At 55.2% G+C, this 19,713-nt stretch carries 24 protein-coding genes and 3 pseudogenes; 8 read left to right on the top strand and 19 right to left on the bottom strand.

Features of this window, described 5'->3' with window-relative positions; genetic code table 11:
• Positions 1–235: 235 nt before the first annotated feature.
• The 14 genes and pseudogenes from SLW75_RS27315 to SLW75_RS27250 form a co-directional block, all read right to left on the bottom strand.
• Positions 236–760 carry a hypothetical protein gene (locus tag SLW75_RS27315; protein ID WP_410935976.1) on the bottom strand — a complete coding sequence of 175 codons (525 nt, stop codon included), beginning with the start codon at positions 758–760 and terminating at the stop codon, positions 236–238.
• A 512-nt stretch (positions 761–1,272) separates the two neighbouring features.
• Positions 1,273–1,518, bottom strand: coding sequence for a hypothetical protein (locus SLW75_RS27310; protein WP_410935975.1), 246 nt, complete (start codon positions 1,516–1,518; stop codon positions 1,273–1,275).
• Positions 1,519–1,730: 212 nt separating this feature from the next.
• Positions 1,731–3,686 carry a hypothetical protein gene (locus SLW75_RS27305; RefSeq protein ID WP_410935974.1) on the bottom strand — a complete coding sequence of 652 codons (1,956 nt, stop codon included), beginning with the start codon at positions 3,684–3,686 and terminating at the stop codon, positions 1,731–1,733.
• A 24-nt stretch (positions 3,687–3,710) separates the two neighbouring features.
• Positions 3,711–4,139 carry a hypothetical protein gene (locus SLW75_RS27300; protein ID WP_410935973.1) on the bottom strand — a complete coding sequence of 143 codons (429 nt, stop codon included), beginning with the start codon at positions 4,137–4,139 and terminating at the stop codon, positions 3,711–3,713.
• Positions 4,140–4,147: 8 nt separating this feature from the next.
• On the bottom strand, positions 4,148–4,402 hold the full coding sequence (locus tag SLW75_RS27295) for a hypothetical protein (RefSeq protein WP_410935972.1): 255 nt from the start codon (positions 4,400–4,402) through the stop codon (positions 4,148–4,150).
• Positions 4,403–5,075: 673 nt separating this feature from the next.
• Complete coding sequence (locus SLW75_RS27290) at positions 5,076–5,408, bottom strand: hypothetical protein (RefSeq protein WP_410935971.1); 333 nt, start codon at positions 5,406–5,408, stop codon at positions 5,076–5,078.
• A gap of 17 nt (positions 5,409–5,425) precedes the next feature.
• Positions 5,426–5,698, bottom strand: coding sequence for a hypothetical protein (locus SLW75_RS27285; RefSeq protein WP_410935970.1), 273 nt, complete (start codon positions 5,696–5,698; stop codon positions 5,426–5,428).
• A 219-nt stretch (positions 5,699–5,917) separates the two neighbouring features.
• Positions 5,918–6,286: a hypothetical protein gene (locus tag SLW75_RS27280; RefSeq protein WP_410935969.1), complete on the bottom strand. Its 369-nt coding sequence runs from the start codon at positions 6,284–6,286 to the stop codon at positions 5,918–5,920.
• Positions 6,287–6,338: 52 nt separating this feature from the next.
• Complete coding sequence (locus SLW75_RS27275) at positions 6,339–6,647, bottom strand: putative quinol monooxygenase (protein ID WP_060709020.1); 309 nt, start codon at positions 6,645–6,647, stop codon at positions 6,339–6,341.
• A gap of 118 nt (positions 6,648–6,765) precedes the next feature.
• Positions 6,766–7,017, bottom strand: coding sequence for a hypothetical protein (locus SLW75_RS27270; RefSeq protein WP_192174986.1), 252 nt, complete (start codon positions 7,015–7,017; stop codon positions 6,766–6,768).
• Between the two features lie 278 nt (positions 7,018–7,295).
• Positions 7,296–7,760, bottom strand: coding sequence for a plasmid fertility inhibition factor family protein (locus tag SLW75_RS27265; protein ID WP_410935968.1), 465 nt, complete (start codon positions 7,758–7,760; stop codon positions 7,296–7,298).
• Between the two features lie 167 nt (positions 7,761–7,927).
• Complete coding sequence (locus SLW75_RS27260) at positions 7,928–8,191, bottom strand: hypothetical protein (RefSeq protein WP_369317905.1); 264 nt, start codon at positions 8,189–8,191, stop codon at positions 7,928–7,930.
• Positions 8,184–8,429 (bottom strand): hypothetical protein, encoded by a 246-nt coding sequence (locus SLW75_RS27255; RefSeq protein WP_369317906.1) that lies wholly within the window; start codon positions 8,427–8,429, stop codon positions 8,184–8,186. Before SLW75_RS27255 ends, SLW75_RS27260 begins: the two co-directional genes overlap by 8 nt.
• A 498-nt stretch (positions 8,430–8,927) precedes the next feature.
• Positions 8,928–9,032: pseudogene (locus SLW75_RS27250) on the bottom strand (IS5/IS1182 family transposase); the annotation flags it as partial.
• A 693-nt stretch (positions 9,033–9,725) separates the two neighbouring features.
• Here SLW75_RS27250 and SLW75_RS27245 point away from each other — a divergent pair.
• Positions 9,726–11,147, top strand: coding sequence for a sugar porter family MFS transporter (locus SLW75_RS27245; protein ID WP_410935967.1), 1,422 nt, complete (start codon positions 9,726–9,728; stop codon positions 11,145–11,147).
• Between the two features lie 17 nt (positions 11,148–11,164).
• Here SLW75_RS27245 and SLW75_RS27240 read toward each other — a convergent pair whose 3' ends face one another.
• The 3 genes and pseudogenes from SLW75_RS27240 to SLW75_RS27230 all read right to left on the bottom strand — a co-directional run bounded on the left by SLW75_RS27240 (position 11,165) and on the right by SLW75_RS27230 (position 12,147).
• The gene (locus SLW75_RS27240; protein ID WP_410935966.1) at positions 11,165–11,533 is read right to left on the bottom strand and encodes a transposase; all 369 of its coding nucleotides are present in this window, start codon (positions 11,531–11,533) and stop codon (positions 11,165–11,167) included.
• Positions 11,491–11,756 (bottom strand): annotated as a pseudogene (locus SLW75_RS27235) (transposase); the annotation flags it as partial. The gene SLW75_RS27240 and the pseudogene SLW75_RS27235, both read right to left, overlap by 43 nt.
• A gap of 103 nt (positions 11,757–11,859) precedes the next feature.
• Entirely contained in the window at positions 11,860–12,147 is a 288-nt protein-coding gene (locus SLW75_RS27230) for a hypothetical protein (protein WP_410935965.1), read from the bottom strand.
• A 315-nt stretch (positions 12,148–12,462) separates the two neighbouring features.
• Here SLW75_RS27230 and SLW75_RS27225 point away from each other — a divergent pair, with 315 nt between their 5' ends.
• Positions 12,463–12,744 (top strand): hypothetical protein, encoded by a 282-nt coding sequence (locus SLW75_RS27225; protein ID WP_148279879.1) that lies wholly within the window; start codon positions 12,463–12,465, stop codon positions 12,742–12,744.
• Between the two features lie 925 nt (positions 12,745–13,669).
• On the opposite strand, the gene SLW75_RS27220 is transcribed toward SLW75_RS27225, so the two are convergent.
• Positions 13,670–13,891 carry a hypothetical protein gene (locus tag SLW75_RS27220; RefSeq protein ID WP_369317912.1) on the bottom strand — a complete coding sequence of 74 codons (222 nt, stop codon included), beginning with the start codon at positions 13,889–13,891 and terminating at the stop codon, positions 13,670–13,672.
• 375 nt (positions 13,892–14,266) lie between these two features.
• On the opposite strand from SLW75_RS27220, the gene SLW75_RS27215 reads away from it, so the two are divergent.
• The 6 genes and pseudogenes from SLW75_RS27215 (at position 14,267) to tnpC (ending at position 18,950) form a co-directional block, all read left to right on the top strand.
• Positions 14,267–15,298 carry a diguanylate cyclase gene (locus SLW75_RS27215; RefSeq protein ID WP_410935964.1) on the top strand — a complete coding sequence of 344 codons (1,032 nt, stop codon included), beginning with the start codon at positions 14,267–14,269 and terminating at the stop codon, positions 15,296–15,298.
• 211 nt (positions 15,299–15,509) lie between these two features.
• Entirely contained in the window at positions 15,510–16,202 is a 693-nt protein-coding gene (locus SLW75_RS27210) for a hypothetical protein (RefSeq protein WP_410935963.1), read from the top strand.
• Between the two features lies 1 nt (position 16,203).
• A pseudogene (locus tag SLW75_RS27205) lies at positions 16,204–16,605 on the top strand (site-specific integrase); the annotation flags it as partial.
• Positions 16,606–16,671: 66 nt separating this feature from the next.
• Positions 16,672–17,028 carry an IS66-like element accessory protein TnpA gene (gene tnpA, locus SLW75_RS27200; RefSeq protein WP_410935962.1) on the top strand — a complete coding sequence of 119 codons (357 nt, stop codon included), beginning with the start codon at positions 16,672–16,674 and terminating at the stop codon, positions 17,026–17,028.
• The gene (tnpB, locus tag SLW75_RS27195; protein WP_162874182.1) at positions 17,025–17,360 is read left to right on the top strand and encodes an IS66 family insertion sequence element accessory protein TnpB; all 336 of its coding nucleotides are present in this window, start codon (positions 17,025–17,027) and stop codon (positions 17,358–17,360) included. Before tnpA ends, tnpB begins: the two co-directional genes overlap by 4 nt.
• A 63-nt stretch (positions 17,361–17,423) precedes the next feature.
• The gene (gene tnpC, locus SLW75_RS27190; RefSeq protein WP_410935981.1) at positions 17,424–18,950 is read left to right on the top strand and encodes an IS66 family transposase; all 1,527 of its coding nucleotides are present in this window, start codon (positions 17,424–17,426) and stop codon (positions 18,948–18,950) included.
• A gap of 129 nt (positions 18,951–19,079) precedes the next feature.
• Here the strand turns inward: tnpC and SLW75_RS27185 are convergent, their stop codons facing one another.
• The gene (locus SLW75_RS27185; RefSeq protein WP_122662291.1) at positions 19,080–19,697 is read right to left on the bottom strand and encodes a TetR/AcrR family transcriptional regulator; all 618 of its coding nucleotides are present in this window, start codon (positions 19,695–19,697) and stop codon (positions 19,080–19,082) included.
• Between the last annotated feature and the right edge of the window lie 16 nt (positions 19,698–19,713).

The following is a 19,713-nucleotide window of genomic DNA, read 5'->3' as shown; positions in this document are numbered from 1 at the left end:
CATCCAGGCGGGAGGATGCCTTACGGTTGAGAGCCAGGAAGGCCACGGCACAACTTTTTCGCTGTTCATGCCGAGAGACGTTCTTCCAGAGGTCGACGCGGTCATCTGAGAAGGAGCAGGCTTGCCCGCAATCAGGCTGACTGGCCTTTACTTGCAGGTGTAAGAAATACGTTACCATTAATAGGCGGGCAGCAAGGCAAAGTGGGGTGCGGGTGAAATCAACCCGGGGCTCCGCTCACGCCGTAAGGATCTTGCCGGTTTTGCGGTCCAGTATTCGATATGGCGAATCGTCCTTCCCCTCTGTAGTCCGCGTGAGATCTGCCAGAGCGACGGACTTCGTCTTGTAAGTCCACTCTGATCCCATTCGAAACCATTCCCCATCAAAGTCACTTCGAGCTTGAAGCTCATAACGCGCTTCAGATGAAGCCTTTTTGGTGCCGGCCGGCTGAGCGCCGGCTAAACGTCGTTCGAGCTCGCGGACACGCGCTCGAGCTTTTTCCCCCAACTCGAATTCTACCCGGGCTTTCATCTGCGCATCTTCCAGCTCGTTCATCAGCTGGAGCACCTGTGCGCGCAAGGCCATGTTCTCGTCCAGGGACTCAACGGTATTTTTAGTAACGTTACTATTAATGCGCTGACGGTACTGACGTTGAATGGTCGCACGGGACAGCGCTTGACCGGTCGATGGCCGGCCAGGCTTGCGCTTTTCAGGGGCAGCCTGGGTCAATGATGCTGGAGGTGCTTCGGTGATGTCGGCCATGATCTGGGATCTGACTCAATTGAGGTAACGTTACTATAATAAATTTTGGTAACGTTACCTATTTAACTTCGACCATACGTCTGCTGAGAGGGAAACGCGTCGACCAGCGCCGATCGCTCTCGGTCTTCCCGCTGGCCGAGAGCTGGACCGCAGAAACGATCAGCGTCAACGGCAGCTGGTGTTGGTCGTCCCGCCGAAGGAGGTTGACGTGCAGTTCACCGTAGCGGGCAACTGGTACGTGTTCACTGGCATTGGCTGTACTGATTGCGGGGCCTGGTAGTTCTGCAGGGCCTGTATCGCGCGCTGCTTCCGAGCCTGGTCTGCCTGTGCGTGTTGCTGGCTCAACGATAGCCGGCACTGAATGTAAGCATCGGTCCCCGGCGTGGCTCCGTAGGATTGGCACTGGGCATCCTCGGCGGCCGCTTGTTGGGCGGCCTTTTGTTCCTGGCTTGCACAGCCTGCCATGAGGATTACGACGGCGGTCAGTGCAATCAAATGTCTCATGGCAAATTTCACTGATAACCCAGCGTTTTTCGTTTCTTGGACTTTGGCTCCTCACCGGGCGGCGGGGGCGGTGGAGGCGTGTTCGCATCGTCGATCATTCTGATGAGCTGGTCACATTCTTCCGGCGTAATTTCGTTCTTTGCCAAGGCCTCTTTGACCAAAGAGTGCATCGCCTCACTCGACGATTTTGTCCAGCCATTCTCCCTTTGCGTGCGGATGGCGTCAGCCAGTTTTGTGAATTCCTTGCTGTGCATAGCGTCTCCCTAGCGTTAACTTCTCAAAAGGTTTACTTCATATTCAACAAACTTGGTCCCCCCCTGCCTTGGTCGCAGATGAACTGCTGCATTGGGCTTGGTAAATCTTTCCGTTGTCCGTGGATCTGGTGGTGGACGGGATGACTTGTCGCTCTGGTCGGCAGCAGCCAGCAAGCCCCAAATCGCGGCAGCCGCCTTCCCCACTCCAGCCTTCAAAGGGCTAACTCTTCCAGATGCGGTGCAATATGGCTTTTCCAGTGCGGGAGCAATGGTAGGCAGGCCATGTAGTACATCAACCAGCATGCATAAATACTGGAATGAAGATAGCAATTGCCGGCAGTCAACTTGCCGTGCGCTAGCTCGTGTCGCAGGCAGGGGCCACCCTTGAGGTTGAACAACAGGTCAATGGTGTAAATCAGATCCACTCCGAAAATCGACTCCAACTGATCACGCCGATTTTTCAACAGTCCGCTGATTGACCTGTCTTCTTGAAGCATTTCTTCATCGAGTTTTGAAGTATCAAAACCAGCATCGCTGAGTACATGACGCAGCGAGTTCTCTAACTGAGGGAATAGCAGGTGGCAGGCAGACATCATGTCGCCTTGGAGAAAGCGGGCGAGGCCGAGAGCGTAGATGTGTTCGAATCCCGGAGGAACGAAGGGGCTGGCCAATACAATAGCCATAAGGTGGCGATCGTCTAAAGCAAATTTTGTAAGCAACGTCTGCGCGGCGGGCTTCACCCGACTTTCGACTGCCATCTGGTAATGGATATCCAGATAGATCAGGCTCTCATGCTCGTACCACTCTGGGGGCGGCGCTTGGTCAAGGTTGGCGACTGGTGCTTGGTTAATTACGCGCCCCAAGACGTCGGTGTATATCCGACCGCTGAATAGGTCAGATAGGAACGAGTCGTTGCGATATTTGATGATGTCGGTATGCAACGCTATTTTTTGTGGCACATCGCAGACAAACGCGAGCCTGTAGAGGAAGTCTGGAAGCGTCAGGTGCTTGAAGATATCGATAGTTCCCTGGCGCTCCTCACTTAGATCCATGGGAGTTCGGAAGACCGAGAATTCATGAGCAGCCTGCGCTTGCTGCTCCAGTAACTGGGCCTTCAAGACCTTCAGTTCTTCCTGCATCCCTGGGATTGAACGAAGCTCTCGGATGGCATCTCGGGTCCAACTAGCTTTTGCCATGTAGCTTTCGATAGCGTCCCCCATCTTGAGGGTCTGCTGGATCGACTGGAGCTTGCAGCGCTTGAAGGCTTCATGATCTTGTGATTGTTGGTGAGCCTGGGCGGCAAGCTCCCACACCCCCTTGACCGCCATGGCGTATTCACTAGCCCCAGCATTGGTTGCTAACTCCTCAGCGTCTTGAGCCACTTGTGCCCATTCAATTAGCTTGAATGTCTCAGCCAAGCGTGCAAGTCGGACGAAACTCGAATAGCACCGCTTCCTCTGGGCTTCAGCGTACAGGCGCTTCCACGAAGCCACAGAAGCATCAGGAGGGTTTTTACGCTTACCCGTACTGGCGATGATATGGAAGACCCGATGGATCAGATCAACGACTTTCGAGGACAAGCCGGAGGGTGGCTCATAGCTGAAAGAAAGTTTGTCGTCGAGATAGAACTCGATTGCCTGGCAGTAAGCCTCGATCGACAGACTGGCGGATTGGTGGAATTTTCTATGGTTATACCAAGCCACGTCAGCCACCCTAGCGCGCAGCAGGGGATGATCGATATTTTCTGCAATGGTGGCGAGTACTTGGCTTTGCTCACCGCATATGTCAGCTGGAGCAGAGGTGCGCATTCCGTCTCTGATCAACCTTGGGACGAATGCATCTTGGCGATCAACGGAAAAATGGAATGAGCACACGACCATTAGCACCCGATACGCTCGGTATGCACCGTGCTGACCATCGGCAAGCGCCTGTCTGGAAAGAGCCCCGAACTGAGAATCAAGCGTAAAAAGTTCGAGGGTGTCCATGGTTTCCAGCAGGTTGCTAATCTTTGTTTGTTCGAAGTCTGTGGTAGACGCTAGCTCTAATTCAAAACGATTGGGCTCGTCGTCAGTGATAGGCGCGGACTCTGATTCAGCCCCTTGCATCGTTTGCCCACCTCTAGCCCCTTGGTCGTGCTGGGCCGCCTCCAATTGATCAGTGTCCTTCACTTTGCGTCACTCCTATTTTCCTATCTACGGTTGTATGAGCGAACTCGCTAAATGCTCCCTGCGTTCAGACCAAAAAAGTTGCATACCAACATCGCTGATCTGGTCCAGGTCAACAATGTCAGTTTCATTGAGCTCACCATTACCAACACCGGTGTCAATCAGCGACTGAATCCTTGCGCGGCGCTGATTGAGCAGCTCAAAACAGGCTGCCTTGATAGTGATCGGGACACCGACCACACACATGGTTTCGGCAAGAAGAAAAGTGACGATCATGCATTCACGCAGGCGGTTCTTCACCCGAAATCGGCCTTCCGCCAATTCGGCAGTAATGTGAACACCAGGTAGGCTGTAGCACACCTTGTTGACTAGGCCCTGGTCATGGCACTGAGCTTTTAGCTCGGCAGCAACCCGTGCTAGAAGTGCACGTTTTTTAAAGTAGTAGAAAATCCGCATTTTTGCTTTTACCTCAACTTTCCGGGTTGTAGCCGGTACAGCCCTTTGGGGGGGAAATCAGATGCCGATCGTCGACGCCATGAGCCTTGCGCTCCCGCAGATTCATCACGACCAAAGCCCCATCTTTCAAAGCGCTCGGTGAAGGCCCCGATTTCGTAAAGCTGCTCCAGCAAGGCGTCGAACATGTTGTGAGCCAGGCTAATTGAGTCAGCGTCCAAGTCCTGAACAGCTTGCTCCAGGTGATGGAACAGGTCGGTTTTCAATATCACTCATTGGTTGAGCCTCCGGACGATTTTTCTTTAGTCGCGATGCTTGAGGCCCACTGAAAGCCGACAGTTGCGGGACTCAATACTCCCCTGCCTGAAAGGCCAGCACGCCCGATCCTTCATGCTGGGAGTTTGCCGGACGATCGTCAGCTTGACCTTCTGCGGAGACTCAGCCCGAGGAGGGATAGAGGGGCTGTGATGAAAGGTGACAATGTTGTGAGCGCCCGTGGGAACAAAGTTCTGATTATTGAAGCTGGTTTGCCGAGGCCCGGGGTTAGGACCCGTGTCCAACGATGTTGAACTCGAGCGTATGGCAGAGCCCCTGTCCACTTCTGCGTTCAACTCCTGAGCTTTGGATTCCATCGACGCGACTCCTCGGTGGGGCTCCGATCGGGTTGACCACAGCAAAGCGCTTACTCCAATAACACTGCCTATTGCTAGGCACGCGACAAGACTTTGCACGCCACGCCTGTGGCCTCTTCGGGTAATTCGTTCCGGGGCATCACTGAGTTCTGCTTTCATCCATGACCTACCTGTGATCTCTTTTTGCACATCGGCAACATTCTGGAAGCGATCTTCCCCTTGAACTCTCGGACGCGAAAGACGCGCCCCGGTACTGCCAAAGGCCTGTAGTGCACAGCGGATTTTTCCGTGATTCTCGGTCTGATGATCAGACCGCTATTTTGGCCAGCGCTTGACCGATGCTAAAAATGGAGCGTTCGCCAGACTCGGAAACCACTGCGAAGGCCTTCGTTTGAGCGTATTGACCTGGCCCACGTGCCCTATTGTCCCAGACAGCAACCACATCAACTGTGTCTTTCACCTCTCCACCCCAGCTGTCGAGTTGGCAATAACGGTGGTAGATGTCGAGCACGTCAGATCGATCAGGATCTGAGAGCTTGCCCTCGATGGCCGTCCTCTCCCGTAAAGCATCGAAGTAAGCTTTAGCAGCGCCGAGGGTGTTATAAACCGTGCCGCTTTTCACGATGACTTTCTTTGCCATGCTAATTTCCTTACTGATCAATTGCCGAGGTTGAGGCCAGCATTTGTGATCGTTGCGCCGTTTTTTTTCAGCACCCCTGCATTATCAGAAATCACCCTGTAATGCCCTGATGGGATATCCATCGTGAGCGGCCCGCCACACTGCGGACAGGCTGGATTCGCCAGAACTGCCAAGTTCGATGGGATGTCGTCCGGCCACCAAACCTTCCGACAACTCCCGAGGCATGCGTGGCTGGGTGCTCCATGATTAGCGCTATAGATTAGGTGCCCTTTGGTTTTCACGATCTGCATTCGAATTCCCTTCTCGATCTTTGAAAGCGAGTGCTCCCTATCCTACTGCCTCGGCCCAGCTCGATGGCTGGGATTGGGGTGAACCTGGTGCTTTCCTGTGTCAGGTGCGTTTTGCGCGCAGGGCCGCCAATGCAGCGTCAATCTTGGCCGCGGCGTCGCTGTATTCCTCTACGGTCACAGCCCCACTCGTGACGGGAATTGGGCGTTACTCAATTTTTCTTACCTACACAGCTGCATCGCAATGGCATCGAACTCAAGGTCAAAGCTAGCTTTCTCTGCCGCGCTCAAGAAACCCTGCTGCTCGACGAACCGATTAGTTTCATTCCGGACGTTCTCTACACGTTTCACCATGCGCTGTGCTTCAACCTCGGTAATACGACGGCCTTTTCTTGAGGTACTGATATCGGCATTTAGAACATTCGCTCTTACTGAGATATGTGCTTGTCCTGGATCGCTGATCTGCCCGCCGGTCTCGCCGGCTATTTCTTGTTGGTTTTGGATGTCGCAGCTTGGAAGATTGAGGCTTTGCTGTGCAGCTGTAGCGGTCAGGCTAAAAGCAAACAACGAAGTGAAGAAAATATGTTTCATGACTCAGTCCCTTTGATCGGATGTCAATCCCGCGTACATGGCATACCACGGCCTAGACGGTGCTGCCCGGCAATTGATTAAGGCGAATCTGCTGCATGGGCTCGGCTAGGATATTTTCCAGAACCGGCATAGCGTTTGTCAGGGTCGGGGCCTTCATGTGCGCTTGCAATGCCGCTTCATCGTCCCAGCTTTCGTAGGAAACAAAGCGGGTGGGGTCTTCGAGATCCGTCAACAGCGCATAGGCCTGGCACCCAGGCTCGTGCTGGAATTGCGGCAGGGCGGATTGCAGTAGGTTTTTCAGTTGCGCTTCCTTGCCTGGCTTGGCTTTCATGATCGCGACGACGTTAAGAGGTGAAGTCATGTGGGGAGTCCTGGCAATGCCGGCGCCGGAATGGAGCCGTCAGCGCATGAGACATGCCACGTAAGGTATTCATTCAGAAAAACAGGGAGGCTACTGTTACTGCGCCGCCACCCTTTTCCTAGATACTCGGCCTGATCGGCTGGACCTGAGTCTGCCTAGCCTGATGTGTCTGTTTCAGCTCGGTCTCCAAGGTGTTTCTCATGCTTGGGCTGATCACGTTTTCTAGGCCCAAGGCCATAATCCAGCCTAGGGCCAAAGCATGGTAGTAACTCACCAAGAGATCGCTGGGCGCATCGCTGACGGCGGAAATCCTGTCACGAATGCGCATCACGGTTTTGGGGTTGTCCTGCTCGATCTTGATAATGCCCATGGCTTTTCCTAGTCCTGATCGGGGTCAACAGCGACCCACGCTTTCGCCCCGTTATAGTCGTCGCCAGACGGCCAGTGACGGATGCAACGCGAATAAGGTGTTTGAATTGCCCAGGGCGTAGCGAAGTGGCATGGCGGGGAGTCATACGGGCTCTCTGTCAGGATGCCGCGGGAATCGCGATGAATCTGGAGAGAGTAGCCAGCAGGCCTCCTGAATAGCTTACAGGCAGGCCCGGCGCGGTGTTCACGGAAAATGATTACGTATGCGCTAAGCAGCAGCTAAACGCCGCAATATTGCTCAAGAAGTGCCACCTGGTCCTTGTGACACATGACCGGCATTTCTTGCGCACCCGCGAAGTGAAGATAGCGCGTGCGATGACGACCATTGGTGTAGCCGACCCAGCGCGACACGCGCTCAGACCTACGACCCAATATTTTCAAGATAGGCTGTTTGGACTCTTCTTTAACCTCGTTGAAAGAAACGATCGGCATTTCGACGTGCCGCTCCTTCGGACCAGGTGGTGCCAGAAATTCAAAGATGCCCTGGCGTTTATCTTGGTCCCATTCCTCTACAGGTGAGACGACAAAGCTTTGGTGTTCGTGCTGATCCGAGTAGTGAATCAACTTTTGTACATCAACCATGACAACCACATGGTTATCGTAGCCTGGGCGGCACCGCAGACTCACGCTCTGATAACCAGGGTGACCACCAGAGAGACTGACTTCATACAGATCTGTGTTCATCCTTTGTCCTTTGCTGATGGGGGGCAGGCTTGCACCCGAAACCGACTTAGCCTAAATCGGTTTCCCGTTTACCGTAAATCGGTGTCCGAAAGGCATGAAAAAGGCCCCCAGACTGTCGGAAAGTCCGGGGGCCTATTTAACCAATGACCCGATATCGGTAACGCGCGTCAGCCCTCCAGAGGCAGGCCTTCTTTGTCCACCTTTGGATACCAACTGTCCGCTGCGTCATTCAGTGCGATCACCAATGCCTCTAACTGCTCGGCATTGATGATGCCCATCTCATGCACCTGCTTGATGTAGTCGATGGTCAACGCGGCATTGTGCTCGGCGAACGCGTCGCTCATCCCGCCACGGATCGCCTCGATCAGCAGCTCGACGCGCTCAGCGACGCGCTCCGGGGTCTTCTTCATTTTGTAAGTGCAATCAATCATTCAAGAGGCCATCGGCATTCATGCCGGCGTGGTGCGTTTCCCAGTCATTGAGCGCCTGCACGTTGGCCGCCATCAGCTCGTTAAACTGGGATTGCTCCAGCAGGCCCAGCTCGTACAGCGAGGCAATGTAGTAGCGCGCCTGGGCGGCGTTGCACTGTGCCAGTCCGTCGGACAGCGTGCCAATTGTGTCGATCATGTCCTGCGCGCGGGCCACGGCGTCGGCATTGGTCATGGGCATGGCGGGCATTCCTCGTTGGACGTCATACCGAAGTCGTATGTGGGCCCCGGCACGTGGGCACTATGCTGTGGCAGTGTAAGCCACAATCTAAAGAAGGGCAGGATGCCCACAGTAAAAGGACGAAGCCCTGGCCAGGTCGCCAAACTTCGATCGATGATGGACTGGCATCTGGACATGGCCACTGAGCTGGAACGCGCCGGCAAGTTCGATCATGCCCGCGTTCACTTGATCCGGGCGAATCTCTTGAAACCCGCGGCAACCTCGTCTCTTCAATAAATGCCAGGCCTGAGCACTGATGTGCCCTTTGCTAGCGGTCGAGCAATCCGGAGCGTGGGTAAAAGGCACTCGTGCTCGATGTGGCCATTGGGCCCAGCCGCAGCTTCGAGACTTGAGGCACCCGGTATAGGGCCCAGCGATGCGTCCAGTTTTCCAAGTTCCCATTCCCTGGGGCGAGCGAATTTGTACATGCTCATTAGACACGTTCCTCGGCAAACAAGCTGAACGAGCCAGCTTGTCGTGGCGAGTCCCTATTCTTCGGTTCTCTTTCAGCCAGCCAAACATCCGCTCAATGATGTTCCGCTGTGAATACTTTGGGCGATTGTATGGACCAGATACAAAGGTGATAGTTGTGCCAAGACATGGTGGACGGTTTCAAGGCTTTGGCTTGCGCCCTCTTTAGTACGTTTCCCATTCGGGTTATTTTTCACACGAGGATTTCCATGTAAGAAGCGAGCGAGCAGCGGTGATGCTTTTTTAATAACGAGGAAATGGATTTTCTGGATCTTGGAAATTCTAGAAGCTCTTGATGGCACTCAATGAGCGAATAATTTTCCTGTCATGATGCATTGTAGGCAGTAGAGCCTCTGAATCCCCCCCCGAGATGGGTATCGTTCGCGTCAAGGCAGGGCCAATTTCGGCTTTTCTCCACTTTCTGCTATCCATCGTGAGGGTGAAGGACCTACTTACATCTAACATGCGCCGTGCTTTTTATCGAACGTCTAGTGAGCCCGTCGACTCGACACCGACGATTTGGCTCAAGTCTATTCGAAACTTCTGGCGCTTTTCGCTGAAGTGGGCCTGTCGAGTATCCAAGGGAGATAATGCACTGGGAAAGCCGCTGCCGATTGTTTACAATGGCCGATTGATGCTCAGTGCTACTGAGCATTATGCCTTCGTTCTCAGATCAAATTCCTGACCCTTCGATGAGCTGACTTCCTTTATTGCTGCCGCACCCTTAATGCGCTCGATCTGGTGCACTTATTCCAGTGGCGCAAGTGTCTTGACAGAGGAGCATCTGTGTCTACTCCACCGCAATCCCTTTCCGGACAACAGCCCCAACCTCAGGGCAATCTTTCCCCCTCCAATTACATGATCTTCGTTGCCTTCGTGGCTGCCATCGCCGGCGGGCTCTACGGCTACGACACCGGCATCATTTCAGGGGCCCTGCTGCAGATCAGCCGTGACTTCGGCCTCGATCACCAGGCTCAGGAACTGGTTACCGCGTCCATCCTCGCCGGTGCCGTGCTGGGCGCCGTGGGCAGCACTCGCCTGTCCACGCGCCTAGGCAGACGCCGCACCATCATGCTGGTCGCGTTGCTATACATCGTCGGAGTGCTGGCCTGCGCCTTTGCACCCACCGCTTTTTGGCTAGGGGCCTTTCGCTTCATGCTGGGGCTGGCGGTGGGCGCCTCGACGCAGATCGTGCCCATGTACATCGCCGAACTGGCACCGCCGGACAAGCGCGGACGGCTAGTGGCCTATTTCAACGTGTCCATCGGCATCGGCATCCTCCTGGCGGCCGTGGTCGGTTACGTGCTGCAGGAATCCTGGACCTGGCGCTGGATGATCGGTGCGGCCGCCGTGCCGGCGTTGATACTGCTCCTGGGCATGCTCTGGCTGCCTGACAGCCCGCGCTGGCTGGTGGAGACCGACCAAGTGCCCGAGGCGCGCGAAACCCTCGAACAGGTACGTGAGACATCCCGCGAGGTGCGCAGGGAGATCGCCGAGATCCGGGCGGTCCAAGAGCGACTCGAGGACGCCCCCACGGGTTGGGCGGCGCTGCGGCAGCCATGGTTGCGGCCCGCCCTGATCGCCGGACTCGGCGTCGCGGCGTTCACCCAGCTGTCGGGCATCGAGATGATGATCTACTACACGCCGACCTTCCTTGCCGAGGCTGGCTTTGGCCATTCCTCGGCGCTGTTGGCGGCATTGGGCGTGGCCATTACCTATCTAGTCATGACCTTTGTCGGCAAGCTTGTGGTGGACCATGTTGGTCGCCGGCGGTTGACGCTAGTGACTATGCCCCTGGCGGCCATCGTGCTGCTGACCCTGGCTGCCGTCTTCCGCTGGCAACTGGGTGGCGAACACCATGGCGGCTTGGTGGTGACATTGCTGCTGCTGTTCATGGTCTTCAACTCGGCGGGTATCCAGATCATCGGCTGGCTGGTGGGCTCGGAAATCTATCCGCTGTCGATCCGTGATCAGGCGACTGGCGCCCACGCCGCTATGCTCTGGGGCTCCAATCTGCTGCTAACCGGGACCGCGCTATCGTTGGTCAGTATTCTGGGGGTAGGAGGCGCCATGGCGTTCTATGGTCTGCTCAACGTCCTGGGCGTGCTCTTCATCTTCTTCTTCGTACCGGAAACCGCAGGCCGGTCGTTGGAAGAAATCGAAACCTCGCTGCGCCAGGGCACCTTCCTCAAGCGCTCCGGGCGTTAAGGATGGTCTGATCAACACTACCAAATGACGAGACATGTGATATCGGCACGCTGAGCTGCGCTCAAATGTTGGAATTTCCATCGCTTTCGACACTTTTTCGCGCAATTCCTCCGATCACAGGCACATCTCGGCCACGACAGGCAGCAGTTGCTTCGCTTCATGCACAGGTTCGACAGCGCAAACAGCGTCAGTACCTGTGCCGTGTTCTTCGCCAGGCCGCGATAGCGGACCTTGACGTAACCAAACTGGCGTTTGATCACCCGAAATGGATGCTCAACCTGGAGCGAACCTGAGCTTTGGCTCTCTCGATCTTGCGTATTGCTTTGTACAACACGCTGCGTTTTCCGTGCTTCTTGTAGGTGCTGCGCCCGGCTGCAACCTGCCATATGACTTGGCGTCCAGCATGCTCTTTGCGCTTCGCGACACCGGTATAGCCTGCATCGGTGCAGACCACGTTCTCAGCACCGTGTAGCAGTTTGTCGACTTGGTCACGTCCGCCACGTTGGCCGCAGTGACCACCACGCTGTGCACCAGCCTCGAGTCATCGTCGACACCAATGTGCGCTTTGGCACCGAAGTAATACTGGTTGCCCTTCTTCGTTTGGTGCATTTCCGGGTCGCGTTTACTGTCCTTATTCTTGGTCGAAGTGGCGCATGAATCAGCGTGGCATCGACGAGGTGCCTTGTTGCAGTGACAGGCCACGCTGGCCCAGTTAGTCATTGATCACGCCGAGAATGCCAGTGGCCAACTCGTGTTTTTCCCGCAGGCGACGGAAGTTGAGAATGGTGGTTTCGTCTGGGATTCGCTTCAGGCGAGGGTCGGTCATCAGCATGGGCATGCGAGTAGCAGAGACAGCAGCTGAAAAAGGATCTCCGCTTGGTACGGCAACTCCGACTGGATGGGCATCGCGCCATGCTTTTAACTGAGCGTCGTACTCTTTCCAATCGGCATCAACACCCCCGGCAGGAAGATCCGGCGGGCTGATGTGGTAATCCAGCAAATTGCCCTGCCATTCTTCCGCATGGGCACGACTAGGGAACGCACGAAGTGGAACGGGCTCTGGCCATGTTTGATGCCGGTTGCCATGACCATAAAAAAATGACTTGCGGAGTATCCATGGTCGCGTTTTCCTATTTGGATTTGCTTGGCAAGCGGGTATAGGCGGAAAGCGGTAAATCTGACCCTAATCAAGCATCCCAGCTGCGGCGTGGCAGCGCAGTTTCCGGTAGCCTTGACGAAGGCCAAGGCCTGACTCTTCCAAGATCGATTAGACTAGTAAATTGTTCAGCAACATCCTTAACCATGGGAAGCCCTGATGAAAGCACTGTTATTTATTCTCTCTTCAGCTTTGATCGCAGGCTGTGCGCAATCTAAGCCAGCTACTACAGTCCTTCATTCTTATGGCAATGACGGCTTACCGAGCGCCGAGGTCACCGCCTTTCAGGCGGCTGATGCGCGACTCAAGTATCAGAAAGCGCGCATTGAGTACGACCCCAAGGGCTGCGCCCGTTACCAAGGTGTTGCACCTGATGGACAACTCCGCAGCGAACCGCTGCTTGATGCCCGATCACAGCCAATCTGTGCGAAAAATCTTTGAGCTCAAAAATTCGAATGGCTCAGAACTCTGTCGTAGTCGAGGCTACCGACGACCATTGAGCTTAGCCCGCACTATGTGGGCTGCCGAGTCGAGCGAGGTTTTCCTTTGCACATGGCCTCGGTAAGGCGAGCTTGAAAAATACCATCACGCCGAACCCCAATAGACCAGGAAACTCGACCGCTCCAATGCTCTGTGGATTACTGGTGTATCCGCCTCCCCTCCGTACCATTCAAGATCGATGATCACGGGAACAATCCCAGCTATTGCGGCTTCTAGGTGACGCGACTCTCTGATCCAAGTTGCTAATGGAACAACATCACATCGCGCTCTGGCAAACGGTCAGTGACGGATGCAACGCGGATCAGGTGCTTGAATTGTCCAGATCGAAGCGAAGTAGCGCGGCGGGTGGTCATGCGGCCTCTCTGTCAGGATTGCACGGGAATCGTGCTGGATCTGGAGAGAGTCAGGCCAGGGCCTCCTAACAAGGGTATCAGCAGGCCCTACCTGGTGTTCACGGAAAATTGGGATTTCCCGTCCTTCTGCAGCCGCTTTCTCGTGAGTCAGTTGTGGCCTTCCACAGAAGGCCCCAGACTTCACGCAAAGTCCGGGGGACTATTTAACGGATATCCCGTTCTACGCAGCTCACAGGCAGCATAGATCATTGCCCCGACCAACTCCCTAGGGTCAGCCAGACAAGCGGTTACTATGCTGTAACAGCATTAGCTACAACCTAAATGCCTAACTCACGCACCTGACGAATATAATCGATCGTGATCGCCGCGTTGTGCTTTGCAAATGCAGCACTCAGGCGAGGCGGATCGATTCCACTAGACCACCCTACTTGCTCGGTGATGCGTTCGTGTGTCCTGGGCATGGAATGGACGCTTACTTCGATTCATACCTGGTCCACTTGCTGTGGCAGACGCTAGGCGTAGGGTACGGATGGCAATTCCCAGCCTCTTAATTCCGCGTCGGCCTCGGCCATCAGCACTTTCTGCTGTGCTGCGCTGATCCGGCCGCCGTCCAGCAGAGCCTGACTGTAGCCGCGAATGGCCGCATGCATTTTTTCGCAGCAATCGTAAGTCGGAGAGGTGTGTAACTCCGCGATGTCCTGGCGGGCGTGTTCCATTGCTTTTTTAGGCGTCATGCCAAACTCCTGTCTGGGCTATATCCAAAGCGGTTTTGCTCGATACGATATTAAGCCACAACGAAGAAGATGGCAGAGTGCCACTCGTCACCGATTGGTTCTGCTGGGTTGGCAACGCTGAGCCATGATTAGTTGGCCTGCGGGAATGACCGTAAATCAGGCGTGTATTTATGGTGATGCGGGCGAATAGACGCGGCACGTCAATCTGCAATTTATGATGGATGCGCAGCGTCGAAACAATGAGTAAGCACAGGTTTAGAGAGGATTAACTGATCGTTTGAATTGAACTTAGCATTACACCCTCGGTCGGATGGTGGCGCAAGGCTACCAAATACGAGCTACCATGCCCGCCGATCACCTGCAGACGATAAATTCATGACCTCAAAAACAGGATCTTTTGCCAAACGCTTGTACTTGCCGCGGGCGCTAGGTTCTGCTGTTGGGTTCTGGGCAGTTGCCGCAGTGCTGTACACCCTCCCTACCCCAGCCTGGATATGGGGCCTTCTGGCCTTCCAAGGCTTTGTCTGGCCTCATCTAGCGTTCTTGCTGGCTCGCAGGAGCGCGATACCCTATATCGTTGAACGCCGTAATTTGCTTGTCGAATCGGCCTTTGGCGGGTTGTGGGTGGCTGCTATGCACTTCAATCTGCTTCCCACAACCTTGCTAATTTCCATGCTGTGCATGAACAGTATTGCGGTAGGGGGGCCTCTATTACTTCGTTTATCGCTCGCGTCGCTGACGACTGCTGTGTTGGCCTTCACTGGCCTCTTAAACCCGGGATTTGCGCCGGAGACGACCCCTCTACAGGTTTACGCCTGTATACCAATGCTCGCCGTGTACCCACTGGCGGTCGGAGGCGCTGCCTACCACTTAAGCGCAAAACTAGCGGCGCATAAACGTGCATTTCGTGAGCACAGCCGAACGGATATGCAGACTGGCTTACTCAACCAGAGCGCTTGGCGCAGCATCCTTGACGAAGAATACGAATTAGCCAAGCGAGGCCTTGCCCGCTCTGCAGTGGCACTAATCGATCTGGATCATTTCAAAGCGATCAATGATGGGTATGGCCATCTGGCAGGTGACGCCGTCATCAAACTTTTCAGCGAGGTACTGGCCAAGGTAAAGGGTCCAACCGATACTGCCGGGCGGATTGGCGGAGACGAGTTTGGACTGATTATCCGCGGATCGAACATTCAACAGATTCGAGCCACTCTCGCGAGACTGCAGCAACATCTCCAGCAGACTTTTAGTGAGCGGCTCGACGTCCCAGCCGTGTCGCTCAGCATTGGGTTTGCCGAGTTCAGCGTCCATGATGATAGCGCTGAGAATTGGTTGAGGGCGGCGGATCTGGCGCTTTATGAGGCCAAGGGTCAGGGCAGAAATCAGATCGCCGCTGCATATGCCTGATTGGGCTTCATCAAATATTCGTCATGCTTCCTGCAGTTCAATCAGCTAAGCCACTGGTATCACTGAGACCAAGTCCACGTATCTGAATTTCTTTCGTGCGGCTTTTGTGGGGTCCATTTCTGCCTGCAGGGAACTGAGCGTGTCGGCCTCGTGGACAAACAACTGAGTCTCCCCTTCAAATTCGTTATCGTTAATTAGCTGAGAATTCTTGATGGGTACCACTGAACCGTTTCAAATGCGCGATGGTTGGATCCTCGAGGACACCATGGTGGACACCTACGCAGAAATTGCCGAGGAGGCGTTTGCTCAGTTCTTATCGGAAAAAGCCAGCCCTGTGATTCGCCCAGAGCTGGAACATGACGCTGCTGCTTACCATGAGCACGAAAAAAGAAAGAAAATGATGGGAATTAAAACCATCGTTTTCTCCGCCATGACCCTTGAAGCTGCGGCGTATGAATTTGCGACCCTCCAGCTAGGCGAGCACTTTGCAAAAAAGTACCTGGACAAGCTGGATGTAGTGGGCAAATGGCTAATCATTCCGCGATTGGTTTGTGGCCGATCCCTTCGAGAGGATGGCCCAGCCATCAATGGACTTAAAGCATTGATAAAGTCACGCAATGCGTTGGTCCATCACAAGTCCAAAGAATGGGACAGTAGGATCAAAGCCAGCGATACGCTGAATGCGATAAAAGAGCAGCGAGCGCAGTTTGAAAATGTCCAGGTTCCCAACGCGTTTAAAACGCTGATCCTGCTTTCGCTGGAATTGAATGCGGTGCTACAAGCCGAAGGTCCTCTCCCATCCTTTGAGAATAGTTGGATACACGCTACCCCATGCGATCCGCTCGTAGCGCAAGTGATCCACCGCTGTCGCGAGGTTCATCGCGATAACTGGCGAGGGCTGTGACGTGACTGAAATTGTTACCCAGCAGGAACGCCGGCTAACCGCTGCGGAATTCCAGCACTTGGCCGCCGTGCCGGCCGCCGTCGAGTGGTTCGCCAATATCGACAACCCGCGCACGCGGCGTGCGTACCAAGGCGACCTGGAGGACTTCTGTCATTTCGTAGGCTTAGCGACTGCAGACGAATTCCGTTCGGTGACCCGGGCGCACGTACTCGCCTGGCGCGCCGATCTGGAGCGCCGGGGCCTGGCCGGCGCAACCATCCGCCGCAAAATGGCGGCGCTGGCCAGCCTCTATGACCACCTGCTCAACAGCAATGCGGTCACCGGCGGCAATCCGGTGCATGGCGTCAAGCGACCCCGGATCGAAACCAATGAAGGTAAAACGCCGGCGCTCGGTGATCACCAGTAACCGTCCGGCAAAGTCACCTACCCGATCCCAGCAATAAGGGCGATGTTCTCCACCTGAAAATACGTGGACACCATCACTCTTATCGTCAGGATTCCCATGCGCCGAAGAACGTCTTATCCCAAACCCCTTAAAGCCCAGATAGTCCAGGAATGCCTGCAACCCGGCGTGTCGATGGCCAGCGTTGCCCTGCGCCACGGCATCAATGCCAATCTGGTTCGCAAGTGGATACCTCTTCATCAAGATTTTCAGGCACCGGCCTTGCCCGCCTTCGTTCCAATAAAACTGGAGCCCATAGCTCTGCCCGATCAGCCATTGCTGGTGAATCTGGAAATCCCCTTCGGGCAGCAGATCATCATTGTGAAATGGCCCTCAGCTGATCCTGATGGTTGCGCTCGATTCATTCGCGGGCTGACCCGGTGATTCGTATCGACGCCATCTGGCTCGCCACCGAACCTCTGGATATGCGCGCGGGCACCGATTCCGCGCTGGCTAGGGTAATCGCGGTGTTCGGTACGGCGAAGCCGCACTGTGCTTATCTTTTCGCCAATCGCCGCGCTAACCGGATGAAGGTTCTGGTGCATGACGGTGTGGGTGTCTGGCTCGCAGCGCGGCGTCTCAATCAGGGTAAGTTTCACTGGCCGGGTATCCGCCATGGCCTGGAAATTGAACTTGATAACGAACAACTTCAGGCCTTGGTTTTGGGGTTGCCTTGGCAGCGGGTTGGCATAGGTGGCACCATCACATTGCTTTAAAAAAGCAGTAAATAGCATCCGGGCTTGCTGTCGCAACCGACCTGCTTTGGTAAAATCCAATTCATGACATCCTTGCCCAACCTCGACCAAATGACCACTCACCAACTACGTGCATTAGCGGCGCAGTTGATGTCGAAGGTCGACACCATGGGCAGAAAGATCCATCGCGATCAGACCATCATTGAGCAGCTGACCCACGAGATTGCCATCCTCAAGCGGCATCGGTTTGCCAAGCGCAGCGAGCAGATCAGCCCTGACCAAGGCAACTTGCTCGACGATCTGCTCAACACGGATCTGGAGGCTATCGACGCCGAGCTGAGCGCACTCCCGCCGGAGCCGGCTCCAGGGAAGACACGTCAGCAGCCCAAACGCGCGCCCCTGCCATCGCAGTTTCCACGCACCGTGATCCGCCATGAGCCGGAAAAGACTAAGTGCGCCTGCGGCTGCCAACTTCAGCGTATCGGCGAAGATGTCAGCGAAAAGCTGGATTACACACCGGGCGTGTTCACGGTCGAGCAGCATGTGCGTGGAAAGTGGGCCTGCCGCCAATGCGAAGCACTGATCCAGGCGCCGGTACCGGCCCAAATAATCGACAAAGGCATACCTACTGCAGGCCTGCTCGCGCACGTGATGGTGGCGAAGTTCGCCGACCACTTACCGCTGTACCGGCAGGAGAAAATCTTCGGCCGCGCCGGCTTGCCTATTGCGCGCTCCACGCTGGCTCAGTGGGTCGGGCAAACTGGCGTGCAACTTCAGCCTTTGGTTGATGCCCTGCGAGAGGTCGTCCTGGCGCAGCGGGTTGTACATGCTGATGAGACGCCGGTGCAAATGCTTGCGCCCGGCCAGAAGAAAACTCACCGCGCGTATGTCTGGGCTTACTGCACCACGCCGTTCACGGCGGTTAAAGCGGTGGTCTACGACTTCAGCCCAAGCCGCGCGGGTGAACATGCCCGCAATTTCCTCGGCTCCTGGAACGGCAAACTGGTGTGCGACGACTTCGCGGGCTACAAAGCCGGGTTCGAAAAAGGCATGACCGAAATCGGCTGCATGGCTCACGCCCGCCGCAAGTTCTTTGATCTGCACGTGGCGAATAAAAGTCAGTTGGCCGAAAAGGCACTCAACTCGATTGGCGGCTTGTACGAGGTCGAACGCCAGGCGCACGATATGAGTGATGAAGATCGCTGGCGAATACGACAAGAAAAAGCGGCGCCGTTGGCAAAAGCTTTGCGCAACTGGATGTTGACCCAGCGCGATCTTGTGCCCAAAGGATCTGCGACGGCAAAAGCCTTGGATTACAGCCTTAAACGTTGGTTAGCGCTGACGCGCTACCTCGACGATGGGGCTGTGCCCATCGATAACAACCAAGTGGAGAACCAGATCCGTCCATGGGCACTGGGGCGCTCAAACTGGTTGTTTGCAGGGTCTCTTCGTAGCGGCAAAAGGGCGGCAGCGATTATGAGTTTGATCCAGTCAGCCCGCATCAATGGGCAGGATCCCTATGCGTACCTCAAAGATGTGCTGACGCGCCTGCCGACGCAGCGGGCGAGTGAAATCGATCAGTTGCTGCCGCATACGTGGCAATCGCTTTAATCGCGCAAGACACCTACATTGGGTTGACCAGGAAGCATGCAGGTGTAGGGAGAAACCAGGCAATAGTCGGACGACGCCAGCAAGGCCGCCGTCATGATTTCAGGAGTTAAATCCTCGTGCGTGGAAGTATTAGGAAGATTCTTCAGGTATATCCCTGGCGCTGCCTATTATTTGGCCTAGGCCTACCGCGGTGGTCTCCACAACTGCAATCAGCCTCTCTTCCTCCCAACCCTCCTTCGCCGCAGCCGACAGGCCAAGCATGGTCGCGGAGACATAGTCTAAAACTTGGCTAGCAGCGGAGATGCCAGATGCTTCGAGAAACGCCATCACTTTTGCACGATTCTCGTCTGCGATTTGCTTAGCAGCTATTCCCGACTCAGTGGCTCCGGCCTTCGCATGCTCCAGAATAAAACAACCTCGGCGGTTCGGGTGGGCGGCGTATGCATGCACCGCAGCCCTAAGCATGTCCCTCAGTACGGTCTGCGGTGATTTGTCTGGGATCAAAAAGGTGTCGAGTGGCACAACAGTCGCGGAGTAATGCCTCAAAGCATCGTTGAAAAACGCGCCCTTGCTGCCGAAAGCCGTATAGAAGCTCGGCGGAGTAATCCCTATCGCTTCTGTCAGCGATGCGACGCTGACGTTCTCATAGCCGTGCTCGTGGAACAGATGCTGCCCGACCTGGATGGCGTCCTCAAGGACGAATTCACGCGGTCGCCCACGGGCTCGCTTATTTACGTTAATGACCATTACATAATCCGTTTAC

The organism is Pseudomonas sp. W5-01, from assembly GCF_046540435.1.
In the GTDB taxonomy this organism is placed as follows: domain Bacteria; phylum Pseudomonadota; class Gammaproteobacteria; order Pseudomonadales; family Pseudomonadaceae; genus Aquipseudomonas; species Aquipseudomonas graminis_B.
The sequence above is the reverse complement of the archived record's forward strand: the minus strand, read 5'-3'. Positions and strand labels throughout refer to the sequence as shown.